The sequence below is a fragment of the Bacillus sp. WC2507 genome (assembly GCF_052656125.1).
The window spans coordinates 4,316,497-4,332,694 of record NZ_JBQXPN010000001.1; the positions used below are offsets into that span (position 1 = coordinate 4,316,497).

The 16,198-nt window shown below is 35.8% G+C and carries 19 protein-coding genes and 1 riboswitch; of the genes, 8 read left to right on the top strand and 11 right to left on the bottom strand.

Annotated features, from left to right (window positions below):
• Window positions 1–5: 5 nt before the first annotated feature.
• Window positions 6–1,082 (bottom strand): putative 2-aminoethylphosphonate ABC transporter substrate-binding protein, encoded by a 1,077-nt coding sequence (locus ACUN28_RS22775; RefSeq protein WP_016088786.1) that lies wholly within the window; start codon window positions 1,080–1,082, stop codon window positions 6–8.
• Window positions 1,083–1,310: 228 nt separating this feature from the next.
• Window positions 1,311–1,463 carry a hypothetical protein gene (locus tag ACUN28_RS22780; protein ID WP_000240799.1) on the bottom strand — a complete coding sequence of 51 codons (153 nt, stop codon included), beginning with the start codon at window positions 1,461–1,463 and terminating at the stop codon, window positions 1,311–1,313.
• Between the two features lie 148 nt (window positions 1,464–1,611).
• Here ACUN28_RS22780 and ACUN28_RS22785 point away from each other — a divergent pair, with 148 nt between their 5' ends.
• Window positions 1,612–1,947 (top strand): DUF3905 domain-containing protein, encoded by a 336-nt coding sequence (locus ACUN28_RS22785; RefSeq protein ID WP_016088787.1) that lies wholly within the window; start codon window positions 1,612–1,614, stop codon window positions 1,945–1,947.
• Between the two features lie 38 nt (window positions 1,948–1,985).
• Here the strand turns inward: ACUN28_RS22785 and ACUN28_RS22790 are convergent, their stop codons facing one another.
• The 5 genes from ACUN28_RS22790 to phaR form a co-directional block, all read right to left on the bottom strand.
• Window positions 1,986–3,335: a TrkH family potassium uptake protein gene (locus tag ACUN28_RS22790; protein WP_016088788.1), complete on the bottom strand. Its 1,350-nt coding sequence runs from the start codon at window positions 3,333–3,335 to the stop codon at window positions 1,986–1,988.
• A gap of 23 nt (window positions 3,336–3,358) precedes the next feature.
• On the bottom strand, window positions 3,359–4,552 hold the full coding sequence (locus ACUN28_RS22795) for an NAD(P)/FAD-dependent oxidoreductase (RefSeq protein WP_016088789.1): 1,194 nt from the start codon (window positions 4,550–4,552) through the stop codon (window positions 3,359–3,361).
• Between the two features lie 95 nt (window positions 4,553–4,647).
• Window positions 4,648–5,733 carry a class III poly(R)-hydroxyalkanoic acid synthase subunit PhaC gene (gene phaC, locus ACUN28_RS22800; RefSeq protein WP_016088790.1) on the bottom strand — a complete coding sequence of 362 codons (1,086 nt, stop codon included), beginning with the start codon at window positions 5,731–5,733 and terminating at the stop codon, window positions 4,648–4,650.
• Window positions 5,734–5,815: 82 nt separating this feature from the next.
• Window positions 5,816–6,559 carry an acetoacetyl-CoA reductase gene (locus ACUN28_RS22805; protein WP_016088791.1) on the bottom strand — a complete coding sequence of 248 codons (744 nt, stop codon included), beginning with the start codon at window positions 6,557–6,559 and terminating at the stop codon, window positions 5,816–5,818.
• 153 nt (window positions 6,560–6,712) lie between these two features.
• Complete coding sequence (gene phaR / locus ACUN28_RS22810) at window positions 6,713–7,195, bottom strand: polyhydroxyalkanoic acid synthase subunit PhaR (protein WP_016088792.1); 483 nt, start codon at window positions 7,193–7,195, stop codon at window positions 6,713–6,715.
• A gap of 198 nt (window positions 7,196–7,393) precedes the next feature.
• On the opposite strand from phaR, the gene phaQ reads away from it, so the two are divergent.
• From phaQ to ACUN28_RS22845, 7 genes are all read left to right on the top strand, one after another.
• Window positions 7,394–7,846 carry a poly-beta-hydroxybutyrate-responsive repressor gene (gene phaQ, locus ACUN28_RS22815; protein WP_016088793.1) on the top strand — a complete coding sequence of 151 codons (453 nt, stop codon included), beginning with the start codon at window positions 7,394–7,396 and terminating at the stop codon, window positions 7,844–7,846.
• Window positions 7,847–7,888: 42 nt separating this feature from the next.
• Complete coding sequence (gene phaP / locus ACUN28_RS22820; protein WP_016088794.1) at window positions 7,889–8,413, top strand: polyhydroxyalkanoic acid inclusion protein PhaP; 525 nt, start codon at window positions 7,889–7,891, stop codon at window positions 8,411–8,413.
• A gap of 101 nt (window positions 8,414–8,514) precedes the next feature.
• Entirely contained in the window at window positions 8,515–8,958 is a 444-nt protein-coding gene (locus ACUN28_RS22825; protein ID WP_001067917.1) for a MaoC family dehydratase, read from the top strand.
• Window positions 8,959–9,105: 147 nt separating this feature from the next.
• Window positions 9,106–9,291 carry an alpha/beta-type small acid-soluble spore protein gene (locus ACUN28_RS22830; protein ID WP_000241212.1) on the top strand — a complete coding sequence of 62 codons (186 nt, stop codon included), beginning with the start codon at window positions 9,106–9,108 and terminating at the stop codon, window positions 9,289–9,291.
• 114 nt (window positions 9,292–9,405) lie between these two features.
• Window positions 9,406–10,725 (top strand): TrkH family potassium uptake protein, encoded by a 1,320-nt coding sequence (locus tag ACUN28_RS22835; protein ID WP_016088795.1) that lies wholly within the window; start codon window positions 9,406–9,408, stop codon window positions 10,723–10,725.
• Window positions 10,726–10,763: 38 nt separating this feature from the next.
• Window positions 10,764–10,929, top strand: a riboswitch (yybP-ykoY riboswitch).
• A gap of 90 nt (window positions 10,930–11,019) precedes the next feature.
• A complete protein-coding gene (locus tag ACUN28_RS22840; protein ID WP_000383326.1) occupies window positions 11,020–11,814 on the top strand; it encodes a TerC family protein in 795 nt (264 codons plus the stop codon).
• Window positions 11,815–12,017: 203 nt separating this feature from the next.
• Window positions 12,018–12,869 carry a formate/nitrite transporter family protein gene (locus ACUN28_RS22845; protein ID WP_016088796.1) on the top strand — a complete coding sequence of 284 codons (852 nt, stop codon included), beginning with the start codon at window positions 12,018–12,020 and terminating at the stop codon, window positions 12,867–12,869.
• A gap of 27 nt (window positions 12,870–12,896) precedes the next feature.
• Here ACUN28_RS22845 and ACUN28_RS22850 read toward each other — a convergent pair whose 3' ends face one another.
• From ACUN28_RS22850 to ACUN28_RS22865, 4 genes are all read right to left on the bottom strand, one after another.
• Window positions 12,897–13,208, bottom strand: coding sequence for a cyclic-phosphate processing receiver domain-containing protein (locus tag ACUN28_RS22850; RefSeq protein ID WP_016088797.1), 312 nt, complete (start codon window positions 13,206–13,208; stop codon window positions 12,897–12,899).
• 14 nt (window positions 13,209–13,222) lie between these two features.
• A complete protein-coding gene (locus ACUN28_RS22855; protein ID WP_016088798.1) occupies window positions 13,223–13,945 on the bottom strand; it encodes a prepilin peptidase in 723 nt (240 codons plus the stop codon).
• A 112-nt stretch (window positions 13,946–14,057) separates the two neighbouring features.
• Window positions 14,058–14,768, bottom strand: coding sequence for a LutC/YkgG family protein (locus ACUN28_RS22860; RefSeq protein ID WP_016088799.1), 711 nt, complete (start codon window positions 14,766–14,768; stop codon window positions 14,058–14,060).
• A complete protein-coding gene (locus ACUN28_RS22865) occupies window positions 14,768–16,189 on the bottom strand; it encodes a LutB/LldF family L-lactate oxidation iron-sulfur protein (RefSeq protein ID WP_000061930.1) in 1,422 nt (473 codons plus the stop codon). The genes ACUN28_RS22860 and ACUN28_RS22865 overlap by 1 nt, the downstream gene beginning before the upstream one ends.
• Window positions 16,190–16,198 lie beyond the last annotated feature (9 nt).

Below are 16,198 nucleotides of genomic sequence, written 5' to 3' on the forward strand. Positions count from 1 at the left end.
CTCACTTACTTTTTCGGTTCTGCTTTTTGGCCAAACTCTTTTTCCCATTTTTCTAAAATTTCGTCCCGATTTTCTGCTGCCCATTTAAAGTCATTCTTTTTGTATAACTTTTCTGTCACATCTTTAGGGAATCCATCTGGAAGCTTATAATCATTTTTAATTGTCGCAAATCCATTTTTCTCGAAGTATAACTTCATTACATCATCAGTAATTGCCCAATCTAAAAATGCTTGCGCTAATTTTTCATTTTTTGCATTATCTTTCTTAATAAGTGCGTTCGCTTCTACTTCCCAACCTAATCCTTCTTTCGGCAATACAACTTCAACTGGTGCACCTTTTTGTTTCTCTTTCAAAGCACTATAAACCATTGAGACGCCAACTGGATATTCACCCGCGCCTGCTAATTTCGCTGGTTTTGAACCTGAATGAGTATAAGTTGCCATATTTTCATGAAGTTTCTTCATGTAATCCCAACCCTTATCTTCACCCATAATTTGTAACCATGCAGAAACTGTTAAAAATCCTGTTCCAGAAGAAGCCGGATGTGGCATAACAAGCGTTCCTTTATATTCTGGTTTCGTTAAGTCTTCGTATGATTCTGGCATCGGTAAATTTTTCTTCTTTAATTCTTCTTTATTTATAGCAATCCCCGTCATAAATGCCGTATTACCTACCCATTTTTCTGGTTGCTTATCATCTTTAAATTGTGGAAGAACACGATCTGCTCCTTTTGGAGAGTATCCTTTTAACATATCTTTTTTATCTAAAGCTAATAGACTTGACGCAGCAGTTCCCCATACAACATCTGCTTGTGTATTTTTTCCTTCAGCTAGCAATTTCGCTGTAATAACTCCAGTTGAATCACGAACAATGTTCAGCTTCACATCTGGATACTTCTTTTTAAAAGAATCAAGATAAATTGGTACAAGTTCTTCTTCAATCGCTGTGTAAACAGTTAATGATCCAGATAATTTATCATCTTTTACTTTTGCCCCAGCACTTTCTTCTTTTTTTGCACCACACCCCATTAATAACGAAAATACCATTCCAGTTGCTACAGCTTTAAAGATTGTTTTTTTCACTGTCTCTCTCTCCTTTTACAAATCTTATGTACAACTCAAATATAAACAACTAGTGTAAAAGCAGTATTAAACCAACATTAATCTTTTGTTTGTTGTTTGTTTTTGTGTAATACGTTGCTACTTCTATGTTTTTTCGCATTTTTCTGCTAACAGTGAACACTAAATTTACAAATAATTAAAAAAACCTTTATAATCCCACAAAAAAATGAGGCGTTTGTAAAAAACGCCTCATTTTTGTTTACCTTTTTTTGAATTACGATTTGCATACTTCGCGCTATTTTCTCCTTCATACTCTAATGCAAATTCTGCATCTGGTAAGCTTTCTTTCGGAGTTTTATTATTGTTGATTGCCGCATTTTGTTTCACTTTTCTTTTTACCAATACATTCACCTGCTCTCAAGAATTCACTTTCTACTCTAGTTTGAAGCAACATAAAATAATTATTACTGGCAAGTGTTAACAAGTACATAAGAGCCGCTAAATGGAAATACTACCTATAAAGAAAACATTATAAAAAGGAGCGATTATTTTGAAGAAAAAAGATAAAATTCAGTCACCAATTTTAGATGAAACGCTCCCGCATCAAATGAATTTTCCATCTTTTAAAGGAACAGGAAAGAAGATGCAACAACCTTTCATAAATCAATATGACGTCGTAATCGGCGACAGTAAATATGATTCCGAGAATAGTCCACTTCACAATTGGAGCGATGAAGTAGATCCTGCCATTATGGCTGGAGAAGAATGGATCCATCCTACAAATGATATTGGCTGGATTTCAGAGGAAAATCAAGAGTTGCTAAAAAAAGAAGTAGATAATAAGAATGACTCTTTTATGCATCCGCAATTTGGCATTAACGACTAAAAAACCATTCTACCTAAAATAGGTAGAATGGTTTCATACTATCCAATAATAATTCTCTCTTTCGGGTATTTATAGCGAGGTGGCTGTTCTCTTCCACCACTAGCCAGTATAAATGTTAAAATACCGACACGCCCAATAAACATAAGTACAATAAGTACAAGTTTACCAACAGTTGTTAAATCTGGCGTAATACCTGTTGATAGCCCTGTCGTCCCGAAAGCAGAACACACTTCAACAATTAAACTCATAAGTGGTACATTTTCCGTAATAGATAAAATAAATAGCGCTGTGGCACATAATAAAATCCCCATCGTCATAACGACAGATGCTTTCAGCACGTCCTCTTCATGTAGCTGACGCTTGAAGACTCTAACCGTTCTCCCACCTCTTGCAAAAGTGTATAGCGATAATATACTAACAGCAAATGTTGTTGTACGTATTCCGCCCCCAACCGAACTTGGAGATGCTCCTATAAACATTAATATACTCATAAATAAAAGCGTCGGTTGTGACAATTCACGTATATCCATTGTAGCAAGTCCACCACTTCGCGTCGTCACAGATTGGAATAATGTATAGAAAACTGTTTCATGCCATGACTTTCCTGCTAAAAACTGATTTCGTTCTAGTAAAAAAATCATGATTGTTCCAACGATAACGAGTGCAAAAAATGTTGTTGTCGTCAATTTTGTAAATAACGAAAAACGAAATAGTTGCTGTCTCCTTTTACTAAGGAATTGTTTCACTTCCATTAATACAGGGAAACCGATCGCTCCTAAAATAATAAGTAACATATGAATCATTTGAACAATATAATCTTTCTTATACGGAATTAGCGATTGTCCTGTTAAATCAAATCCGCCGTTCGTGGTTGCACTAACAGCTGCAAAGAAACCGTGAAAATAAGCTTCTTGCCAAGTTGGAAAATAAAGTAGGAATCTTGTACCTAATAGTATTGCTCCAATAAGTTCTATCGAAATAATTACAATTAAAATAGAACGCATCAATTCTACAAGGCCTGATAAATTCCCTTGATTATGATCTGCCATAATGAGTCTTCTTCTCTGCAAACCGATCTTTTTCCCCGTTATAATCCAAACAAATGTACCAAGTGCCATAATTCCTAAGCCGCCTAATTGTAAAATAAGGGCTAAAATAATAATTCCTGCCGTAGTAAATGTATCTGAAATCGTAACAACAGACAGTCCCGTAACACTTACCGCACTAACAGATGTAAAAAGGGCATCGATAAATGTCCATTTCACACCAGACTTCGTAACAAACGGGAAACTAAGCAATATCACCGATACAACTACTGCTAATAAATAAAACAAAACAATGAGTTGTACAGGACGTAATTTTTGTAAAAACTTTTTTATATCTCTCATTCCATCACTTCGCTACCTTTTTTCTATCGATTAAATAAAGAAAAATCTTCACTTTCTTTATTTGTAAATAACTGCTCAAATAATTTGGCAAATACCATTCCATACACAGTTCCATTACCTCCATACGGCAATGCGTAAAATAAATTATGTATCTTTTTATCTTCTTTTAAAATAGGAAGACCATCATGACTACCACCAAATGCTGCCGCCCAATAGTAGTCTGCCTGTATATTTTTATACTGCGGGAACATCTCTTTTACAATGTTAATAAGGATATCACGCTTATGCAATAATTTCGTATCACCGATTGTTTGAATTTGCATCGCTTCATCTAATCCACCTACAATAATACGGTTTGCATACGTTCGAAAATATAAGTAAGGTCGTGCTGTTTCCCAAATTAATGATTGTTCATGCCAACCTTCAAATGAATCTATCTTATTTGTCACAATCGCATAAGATGTTTCTACTGTTGTATTTTTTTCTTTCTTCCCGAAAAGCGTTTCATAACCTGTTGCCATAATAATATTCTTTGCTACAATTTGATTTCCTGTTTTTGTGTAACAAATTAAATTATTTTGGCGTTTTTTTATATGTATGGCCTCTGTATGTTCATGCACAGTAGCTCCCATTTGATTTGCTTTATGCAAAAGGCTATGCGCTAATAAATACGGATTCACCTCGGCATCACCATGCGTATATAACGCAGCTTGTTTTGTAAATGAATACTTCTTTTTAATATCTAAATCGGTAAAATATTTAACCGGGAATCCATGATGACGTAACGTATTATATTCTTCTTGTAAAAATGAAACGTCCTCATTTCTACTTGCATAATATAAACTACTTCGCGGAATAAAATGGGGATCAATATCAAGAGTCGGTACAACCTTCTCCATTGTTCTGAGCGCTTCGTAACAAAGGCTATATGCTCTTACCCCTTTTTCTTTACCAAATGTATGAATAAGAGAGGTTAACGATTTATCATGAAGAAATTGTAATAAGCCTGTATTCGCAGCTGTACTACCACATGCGATTGCGCTTTTTTCAATGAGTGTAACACTCATTCCAATTTTCGCTAACGAATACGCTATATGAGCACCTGCTTCTCCACTTCCAACTACGAGCACATCACATATCATATCATTTTCTAATGGTGGATAACAAGGTACAGAAACTCCTGTATTCCAAAACAATTTACCAGTCATAAGTTTCATAATTATACTCCTAAAATGTAGATTTCTCCTTTCTATGTTTTGTTATTTTCCATAAAAAAATCCAACTAACACAACGCTAGTTGGATTTTTTATTTTTACTTCGAACGCTCTTCAAGCCAATTTCCAATCGTCGGATACGTTTGTTTTACAGCTGTTCCGCCGTAAACGATAGACATATGCCCTGTCGGTAAACATACATATTGTTTATCTGTGCTAGAAATATGATCTAGCAATGCTTCTACTTGGCATGGCAGGGCGATATGATCACGTTTCCCGGAAATATTTAAGACATTCGCCTTAATATTTGCAAGGTCTACCTTTTGTCCGCGAATAACGAGTTCACCCTTAACCAATTTATTATTTTGATAAAAATCGCGAATCCACTGTCTATATGATTCACCTGGGAACGGAATACCGTCGCCAACCCACTTTTGAACCAATCTCCAGCTTTCAACAAAGCGCTCATTCTCTGAACGATCCACTAAAGCCACATATGGACCAACAAAGTTCGTAATCGGTTTTAGCATTTTGTTCCCGAAATCAATCATTTCTGGCGGAATATTTCCAAATGTATCAACCGCTTTATCTAAATTGAAGTATTTCTCATCTAATAAAGGACCATATAATCCTGTTTCAGAGAAATCAAAAGGACTTGTCATAAAGATTAAGTTACGAATTGGCATGTGCGGATGAAGTGCCGCATAAATAGAAGTTAGCGTTCCGCCCATGCAATAACCAAGTAAAGAAATCTCGTCCGATTTTGCAGTTCGCATTACTTTTTTCACTGCTTTTGCAATATAATCAAACACGAAATCATCAAATTTCAAATGACTATCTTCTAAACCAAATGTGCCCCAATCAAGCATATACACGTCAAAACCACGGTCCACTAGATATTCCACTAAACTATTTCCAGGAGTTAAGTCCATAATATATGGTTTATTAATAAGAGCATATATTAATAGAATTGGAACTCTTTGTGTTTTTTCTTGTTTTGGAATGTAGCGATAAAGCTTCGTCTTATTCTTCGTCCAAATAACCTCTTTCGGTGTTAACCCTACTTGCGGCTCTGGTTCACGTAATAAAATTTCACTCGCCCTTTTCACACGGCGATATGCTTTTCGGTACTCTTCTGGGTATAACTCTAATTGCTTTTCCCATTCTGTTACGAATGTAGTCATTTTTCTATCTCCTTTTTGGTCGATTTCCTTTTAAAAAAAGAAGTGCATTCCTGCTATGGATATGCACTTTTTTCTTACTTCATTACATGTATAATCCACCGTTAATGTTTAATTGCTGACCTGTAATATATGCACCGTCACGGCATAGGTATACTACACCTTTTGCAATTTCATCAGCTTGACCAAAACGTTTTTTCGGGATTTTCGCAACGATTTTTTGACGTACTTCTTCTGGTACTTCAGCTACCATTTCAGTATCAATAAATCCTGGGCAAATTGCGTTTACAGTTACATTTGTTTTTGCAAGTTCTAACGCTAATGATTTTGTAAATCCTAACATACCTGCTTTTGCTGCTGAGTAGTTTGTTTGTCCAAATCCACCAGCTTGACCAATAATAGAAGAAATACTGATGATTCTTCCTTCTTCTGCTTCCGTTATGTATGGAAGTACAGCGCTTGTCGTATTAAATACGCTGCTTAAATTCACGTCAATTACGCGTTCCCAATCTTCACGATTTAACTTTTTAAATGTACGGTCTCTTGTAATACCAGCGTTATTAACAAGAATATCAACTTGACCAAAATGATTCACAGCTTCTTCTACAAGTCGGTTTGCGTCTTCTACTTTAGAAACATCCGCTTGAACTGCATAAACGTCATGACCTTCTTTTCCTAGTTCATTTACTAAGTTTTCGGCTGCTTCTTTACTGCTGTTATAGTTAATAACTACTTTTGCTCCCTCTTGTGCTAACGCTACTGTAATCGCTTTTCCAATTCCTTTTGCCCCACCTGTTACGATTGCTACTTTGCCATTTAATTGAACCATTTCTTTTCCCCCTTAAATGAATTTGTGAACGATTGTTATGAATCATTTTGGTACTCATAGTAATAGAGTCCATATATTAATTATGTTTCGTTGTTTATACATGAAAAAGAGATTCTCCCCTTCTCTTTTACACGTTATAAACAAACGCTATTATCATTTTTTATTTTCCGGCTTATTCGCAGGTTTTGTTTCTTCTTTTACAGGTTCTTGTAGTTTTGCTAGTACTGCATTTTGCTTTTCTAGCAATTCTAAGATTTGATCAACTTTCGTTTCTAACGTGCGAATATCTTGTTTTACTTTCGTAACATCACGCTTTAATGTAGGAGCTTGTCCTAAAGAATCTACTTTCTCCTCTAGAAATTCCTCGATGTTATCTACTTTATTTTCCAAGTTAATAACAAGCGTAGCCACTCTTGCAATATCCTCTTTCGTAGGCACATTCACCTGCTCTAGATAATTTTTTGTTGTATCATTTAATGCTTTTTGATAAAACAAATTTAAATCTAGAACGCTGCCCATCCAAGCAGAATATTCTTCTGTTTTAATTGTTTCATTGAGCGCTTTTCCCCAAAATGTTTCGGTTTGTTCATAAGCATTTTTCCATGCTTGTAGTGGATCGAATTTTTGATCAATCACTTTACCTACACTCCCTTTTTCGTTTTTGAAACAATTCAACCTATTCACTATTTTCTAATATTCTGAATAAAACTTCAAGTCTATATTTTATTTTTCTTTATTTTCCAACAAATGTATTGACATTAAAAACAGATAGGTGTAAATTGCACTTATAAGCAAAAAATTCCATCTAACTGATTCATGAGGTGATGCACAATCATGCTACAAAATGAACCAGAACAACGCGAAAGTTTGGAGAATAACCAAGCGAAACAACCAAACTCCATGCCAAAAAACTTCTTAGTTCCCTTCTTACTTCTCTGTCTAAAAGACTGGAGTCTTCATGGTTACAAACTTATTCAAATGCTAATGGACATCGGCTTTTCTTCTGTTGACCAAGGTAATGTGTATAGAACATTACGCAAATTAGAAAAAGAAAACCTTATTTCTTCTACTTGGGATACAAGCGACGGAGGGCCAGCAAAAAGAATTTATTCTTTAACTGAATATGGAGAGCAATATTTAACAACATGTGCGACTTCTTTTGAACATTATCAAAATATGTTGCGGACGTTTTTTACGTTATACACCAATGCATTCTTTCCATTTTCTACTTCTCCAGAAAAGGATGAAAAGGATTCTTCATCTTCACCTGGTGGTACAGCAGATTAATCTGCGTTCATAATATGCAAAAAAACATTTGGAGGTCAAACAATGGAAACTAAGCCATACGAATTAGTCGATGCATTTTGGAAAAACTGGTCTCAATCTCTTTCCCTCTTCTCTTCAGCTGGGAAACAATTAGAGCAACTTACTTTAGAAACTTTAAAACAACAACAAGACGCTCTGCATAAATTAACATCAGGAGTAGATGAACTAGAAAAAGAACTACAACAATTCACTGCTCAGTTCAATAACCAATATACAGATTATGTGAAGCAATTAACTGGAAACTCCTTAAATGATCAAATTAACGAGTGGCAAGGGAAATGGAATGAACTTTCTACTCAAATGCACCAACTTACTGTTTCTCCTACGAAAACATCTTTGTCTATTCTTACTCAAACTAGTGGTCAATTTGAAGAAACAACAAAACAATTTATTGAACAGCAACAATTACAACGTGAAGAGGTTCAAAAACAATTTGAAGTTTTTTTGGGAGAGTTCAAGTCCAAACAACTAGAACTCGCAAAGCAGTTCGAGGAAAACTCAAAAAATTTATTTACTTCCATCAAGTAAGAAAAATGTGGGAGCTAACTGCAGCACAAACAAAACTCTTTCTTCCTCCTACTACATCAAGATGGCTGGCATTTTTCGATATGGAAAAGAAGGAGGCCCAAATGAATCCATTTCAAGAAGCACAAACTGTTCCGGAGCTTCGTTATGATGAGATTCAAGTCGGTGATCAAGCATCCCTTACAAAAACGATTACGGATGAGGACGTTATCAATTTTGCAAAATTGACTGGAGATGTGAATCCTATTCATATTTTAGACTCTTTTGCAAAAACGACAATGTTTAAAGAACGTATTGCTCATGGTATGCTCGTTTCAAGTTTTATTTCTACTATCCTTGGAACGAAGCTCCCAGGAAAAAATACGATTTATTTATCTCAAAACGTTTCATTCCGTGCTCCTGTCAAGATTGGCGATACACTTCGCGTTGTGGCAGAAGTCATAAAAAAACGTGACGATAAAAAAATCATTACGTTGCAAACAAACATATATAATCAATCAGGTGATATTGTCGTTGAAGGTACAGCGACAATACTGAAAAAAGAGTAGCAAATTTGCTACTCTTTTTTCTATCCAATAACTTCTAATCACACCGATTACTTCCGCGTATGAGTACGCCGTTTCCACATAAAATAACGTTACCAGTTTAGATAGGTACTTAGCTGAACTGGACTACTCATAAGGATGTGTATCAACATGGTAAAAACAAACAAATTACTAGTTCCAGGTGCAGAACAAGCACTTGAACAATTTAAATATGAAATTGCACAAGAATTCGGCGTAAGCTTAGGTTCTAATACAGCATCTCGTTCTAACGGTTCAGTTGGCGGCGAAGTAACGAAACGCCTTGTTGCTTTAGCTCAACAACAATTACGTGGATAAACCTATAACATATGGCTTAGAGGCAGATATTCTCTGCCTCTTTCTATTTTTAACATACATAATCGTGCTTTTTCACATACTAGTAAGAGCAAACTGAAAGGAACGATATGTAACATGAAACGGATTAACATTCGTATGAGTCCTCCCCGTGTTCTTACTTTGTCTTTTATTATGTTATCAGTTATCGGCACATGCTTATTAAAGCTACCAATTGCTACAACAACGTCTATTTCATGGCTCGATGCTTTATTTACAACCATTTCTGCTTGTACGGTTACAGGGCTTGGTGTTGTGGACACTGGGAAAGTATTTACCTTATTTGGCCAATGTGTCATTTTAGCGCTTATACAAGTTGGCGGACTTGGCATTATGAGCTTTGCCGTTTTAATTGCAATTATGCTCGGCAGAAAAATTGGCCTTCAAAACCGAATTTTACTGCAACAAGCGTTAAATCAAACGAATATTGGTGGCGTCATTCGTCTTGCCAAAGCATTATTTTTATTCTCTTTTACAGTCGAATGTATCGCTACTTTGATTCTTTCTTTTGAATGGGTACCGAAATACGGTATTGCTAAAGGGGTCTATTATAGCTTTTTTCATTCGATCTCTGCATTTAACAATGCTGGTTTTTCTGTATGGAGCGATAATTTAATGTCCCATTCTCATAGCATTCTTGTCAATCTCGTTATTTCCTCCCTCATTATTTTAGGTGGGATTGGTTTTACAGTAATCGTAGATATAAAAAGAAAGAAAAATTTTAAAAACCTTACATTACACTCAAAACTTATGCTCTCTTCTACTCTAATCGTCAATATTATTGCGACTGTTTTTATTTTTATATTCGAGTTCCACAATTCCCTTTCTATGAGAGGATTTACCCCATTTGAAGAAGGAATGGCCGCTTATTTCCAGGCGATTTCAACGCGTACTGCCGGGTTTAATACAGTTGATATTTCTGCATTATCAAAGCCTTCCCTTTTATTAATGATGCTCCTAATGTTTATTGGGGCTGGCAGTGCTTCAACTGGTGGCGGAATTAAGTTAACAACATTTTTAATCATGTTTTTTGGGGTATTTAAATTTTTACAAGAACGAGATGATATTGTCGTGTTTAAAAAATCTATTAAAGATACTCTCATCGTCAAATCATTGACCATCACGATTATTTCCATTTCATTTATCTTTTTTGCTATTTTAATTTTAAGTATTACTGAGCGAGTTCCTCTATTGATGAGTGCTTTCGAAGTATTTTCAGCATTTGGAACTGTCGGTCTCAGTATGAATTTCACACCACACTTAACTATGATTGGAAAAGCTATTATCATCTTTATGATGTTTTTTGGGAAGATGGGACCTTTAACATTGGCTTTTTCTTTTGCACGTAAAAAGAAACAAAAAATAAAATATCCGAATGAAGATATTTTAACAGGTTGACAACCGTATAAATTATCCATATAATGAGAGTACAATAGCATATCTCCAAAGGGGAGTAGCGTCCAAGAATCTTTCTTGGAAACAAAGTCGTCATTACGTAGAACTTAGTTCTTCCGGCTTTGTTGGCATTTTCATTACATATGTCTAGCAAGACCTTTGCCTATTAACGGCAGAGGTCTTTTTTGTATTCATTACCAAATTCTTCCAAAGTTAATAGGCAGGAGTATGGGGAAACTAAATAGTGGGGAAATTCTTCACTTATTTAGTACTTATAGAAATGAGAGGAGAATGTACATGGATGTATCATTATTATTGGAGTATGGTTGGGTATTACTCATCCTAATTGCACTTGAGGGGATTTTAGCGGCTGATAACGCGCTTGTTCTTGCAATTATGGTAAAACATTTACCAGAAGAAAAACGAAAGAAAGCACTATTTTATGGATTAGCGGGGGCATTTGTTTTCCGATTCGGATCGTTATTTATGATCTCGTTCTTAGTCGATGTATGGCAAGTGCAAGCAATTGGTGCCATTTACCTTATGTTTATCGCTGGTAATCACTTATTTAAAACGTATGTTAAAAAGAATACAGATGAAGAAACAGAAGAAAAAGAAGCAAAGAAAAAACAAGAGAATTTTTGGTGGACTGTATTTAAAGTTGAGGTTGCTGATATCGCCTTCGCAGTTGATTCAATTTTAGCTGCTGTTGCATTAGCAATGACTTTACCAAAAACAGGATTAGGTACAATTGGTAGTCTTGATACTGGGCAATTCGTTGTTATCTTTGTAGGTGGACTTATCGGATTAATCATTATGCGATTTGCAGCAACTGCTTTCGTACAAATCTTAAAACGTAAACCAGGACTTGAAACTGCAGCATTCTTAATTGTAGGTTGGGTTGGTGTGAAGCTAGCAGTTTATACATTAGCACACCCTGCATTAAATGTAATTCCACATTCATTCCCAGAATCCACTCCGTGGAAGCTTACATTCTGGATTGTATTAGTCGGAATCGCAGTTGGTGGTTGGTTCTTCTCGAAAGAAGTAGAAGTAAAAGTAGAAAAGAATTTAGACGAAAAAGCGCTGTAATTACAGCGCTTTTTCTCTTTTCCTTGTCCCCTCTCTATGTCCAGAAAAAATTCCATTATACTATTTTTTGTAAGCGTTTTCCTTATATATGTATGTCCTTTTTGTGAAACATTGCACAAACTCATTGAAACTATGACCGAATCCATGTACTTTATTCATATAAGGAGTATTTATAGATGATGTACTAAAGGAGCGTATTACTCATGCTAGAACAAGGATTAGATTATGTTGTCAAACTGGCTAAGAGCAAAAAACAAATGCTAGATACAAACCCGATGCAATATTTCATTCGTGCCGCACTTGCGGGTATTTATATCGGCTTTATTATTGTACTATGTTTTAAATTAGGTAACTTTTTTCACATTGCAGATTCACCAGCAACTTATTTAGCTGCTTCTATGTTTTTCGGAATTGCCCTCGTACTTATTATATATGGCGGTGCTGAATTGTTTACTGGAAATACAATGTATTTCACAGTGGCAACTTTACGGAAAGAAACAACGATTTCTGATACACTTCGTAACTGGGTTGCTTGTTATGCAGGTAACTTAGCTGGCGCTTTATTCTTTGCCTTACTATTTTACGCAACTGGCATTTTCGGAGCAATTGATCACGGTCATTTCATGAATAAAGTAGTGGAAGGAAAAATGAATACACCTACAATACAATTATTCTTTAAAGCAATTTTATGTAACTGGCTTGTATGTCTTGCTTGTTTCTTACCTTCTCAAGTTAAAGGTGATACAGCAAAAATTATGATGATGATGCTACTCGTTTTCACATTCTTCTTATCTGGTTACGAGCATAGCATCGCAAACTTATCACTATTTGCTTTATCTTTAGTTTCACCGCATCCGGAGACAATTTCTTTTGCAGGTGCTATTCATAATTTAATTCCAGTTACAATTGGTAACATTATTGGCGGGTCTGTATTTGTCGGTATGGTATACCACTACTTAACAAAGAAAACACCTGAAGTTCAACAGGAAGAAACTGAAATCGCAGCAGCTCAACAAGAAGAGATTATTCCTTTACAAGCACATATGAAACATTAAAAACTCCAAAGTTTTACTTTGGAGTTTTTAGCTCCCCACATATTTAACAACAAGATTAGGATTAATCTCTCCTTCTTCCTTTCCCTTATTAATTCTCTGTTTCATCTTGTACATACCGATGACATCATTCGTATGAAGGTGAATTTCATTTACGTATAACCCCTCTTTACAAAAAACCTCTACAAAATCTAATCCACTTTTTTCTCCCCACCCCATATTGAAATCAAGGGAAAGAATATTCACATCATAATCCCGAACCATTTGCAAGGCACATTCTACTGTAGTTGCGGGCACATACCCGTACGGACAACTTCTTTGATCATCCATATATACGTTCACTCTCTATCCCCTCTCTATTTTGTATACGTGACCAACATGTAACATATTGCCCCAAGGCTAATAAAAGGGCCAAACGGAATTGGGGTCCTCATTTTCATACGTTTTAATACTATACCAGCCCCAAAGAAACAGAGACTAAAACAAGATGCTAAAAATAAAATCATAAAAATCCCTTTCAGTCCCACTATAAATCCAAGTAACGAAAGTAATTTTACATCTCCTCCACCAAGCCCTTCTGGATATATTTTTTGCATGCAATATAACAAAATGAATATAACCCCACTACCAACTATACTATCTGTCCAAGTGACTAACGGTACAAAAACACATTCTAAAATGAGTAAACAGGCGAACCAAGCTAAAATACGATTAGGGATTAACATATATATGTAATCTGTAATTGAAATAATAAGAAGTAACGAAAAAAGCGATAAAATGATGATAAGCTCTCGTTCCACCCCAATCATATATACAGTAAGAAGAAATATCATTCCGGTTACAAGTTCAAATACTACGTACAAAATTGAAATTTCCCTCTTACAATTCGTACAACGTCCTCTTTGTATACAAAATGAAATGATTGGAATCAATTCTTTTGGCTTCAGCACATACTTACAATAATAACAATGTGAACGCGGGGTAATGATAGACTCACCTAGTGGAACTCTCATCGCAATTAACATAAAAAAAGAACCAAACACCATCCCCACTAACAATGCATATAAATAAGTGAACATCCCTTCCTCTCCTTTCCAGAAGAACATAGCAAAAAAAGGAGAGAACTTCTACTTTATATTATCTCTATTCTATTAAAAAAGCAGGCCATTTTCTGGCCTGCTTTCCCCTCTTTTATACGATGAAATATACTGCTTTTAATGGTCCATGTACTCCGACAACAAGATTCATTTCAATATCTGCCGAGTTACTAGGTCCTGTAATAAAGTTAATACAAGATGCCACTGTCTCGCCATTTTCTACACGTGTGTTCATATCCTGAACTGCTTGTGTAATACGAGGCACAAGTGTTTCACGTGGAATAATAGCAAAGTATACAGTCGGTAAAAAGTGTAAAGAACGACCTTGGCCTTTATGACTTTGTACAACAATCGTACCAGATTCAGCTAAAGTATAATCACTAAATGCGATTCCAATATTCGCCCTTTCCGCTATACGCATATTCTCTTCTTTTCTCTCTGGATCCCATACATTTACTTCAACATCTCGCTTTGGAAGTTCTTCTTTAAATAAAGAAGTCAATCCATAAGAATCAAAACGGTCATCTGCTGATAATAAAATAGGTCCCCCGCCGTTTTCCATGATTACTTTTTGAATATCTTCACGCAAACGGTCATTTGTCGTTTCCACTACAGTTGTATGAATGTTTGTACATTGATTTTTAAATACTTCTAACAATTCTTCTTGTGAATAATCTTTTAGCGTTTCTACATTCACATTACTTTTCCATGCTGGACGCTTTACGCCTTCCGTTTTCCGCTCACGTCCAAGTTCTTTTGCAATATTATCTAGAAAGGACTCACGGTTTTGAATTAATCCTGTCATTATTTGTCCCCGCCTTTCTTATGGTCTTTATACCAATCACGGAATCGTTCTTTACTTGGAGCCGGGAATTCACGAATATCTGTCCAGTTTTTAAGTGGCCCAACACCTTTTGATACACGGTTACCAGATGTAAATGGACTCATTGCTGCTGGCGCCATTTTTGATCCCATTTTATATAAAGCTGCTGAAGATGCGCCCATACTAAACATTTTCATTGCTAATTTTTCCGCAAGTGGAGCACGCCCTTCTTGCTCAACGATAACTTGACGATGTTTTAATAATAAATCATGCAATGGTATTTTTACTGGACAAGCTTCTGTACACGCTCCGCATAAACTAGAGGCATAAGGAAGCTCTTTGTAATCATCATACCCACCTAAAAGTGGTGTTAATACCGCACCAATTGGTCCTGAGTATATAGAACCATACGAATGTCCACCAACGTGACGATATACAGGACATACGTTAACACAAGCAGCACAACGAATACATTGCAATACTGAGCGGAATTCAGATCCAAGAATTTGAGAACGACCATTATCGACAACAACTAAGTGGAATTCTTCTGGTCCATCTACTTCCTCTTCTTGAATTGGTCCTGCTACAGTTACATAACTTGTTAACTTTTGACCTACTGCACTACGACATAGTAAACCAACTAAAACATCTAATTCTTCCATTGTCGGAACCATACGTTCCATACCCATTACTGCAATTTGTGTTTTTGGAATCGACATGACAAGATCTGCATTACCTTCATTCGTTACTAAACAAAGAGAACCAGTATTTGCAACAGCGAAGTTACAACCTGTCACACCAATTTCTGCATCCATAAATTTCTCACGAAGTTGTTTACGAACAAACTTTGTCATTTCGTATGGATCATCAGAATTTTCATAGCCAAGCTTTTCTTTAAATACATCACGAATTTGCGTTCTATTTTTATGAAGTGCAGGCGCAATAATATGTGAAGGTGGATCGTTATCTACTTGCAGAATATACTCTCCTAAGTCACTTTCTAACACTTCACAACCAATCTCTTCAAGCGCATGGTTCATACTAATTTCTTCTGTTACCATCGACTTTGATTTTACTACTTTTTTTGCCTGCTTCTTTTTTGCAACGTCTTGAATGTACTTTGCTGCTTCCTCTTTCGTTTTCGCAAAGTACACATGTCCGCCTCTTTTTGATACATTTTCACTTAACTGCATTAAGTAATAATCAAGATTTTCTAACGTATGTTGGCGAATTTGTTCACCTAGTTCACGCCACTCTTCCCAGTTTCCTAATTCGTCCGCTGCTTTTAAGCGATTCGTATATAAGCGCGTTTGCGCAGAAGATACTGCTCCACGCATAAACGAATCTTGAATTCCATCGCCAACACGATCATTAAATTTTTTCTCACTGATTTTCATAGACATAGCTTATGT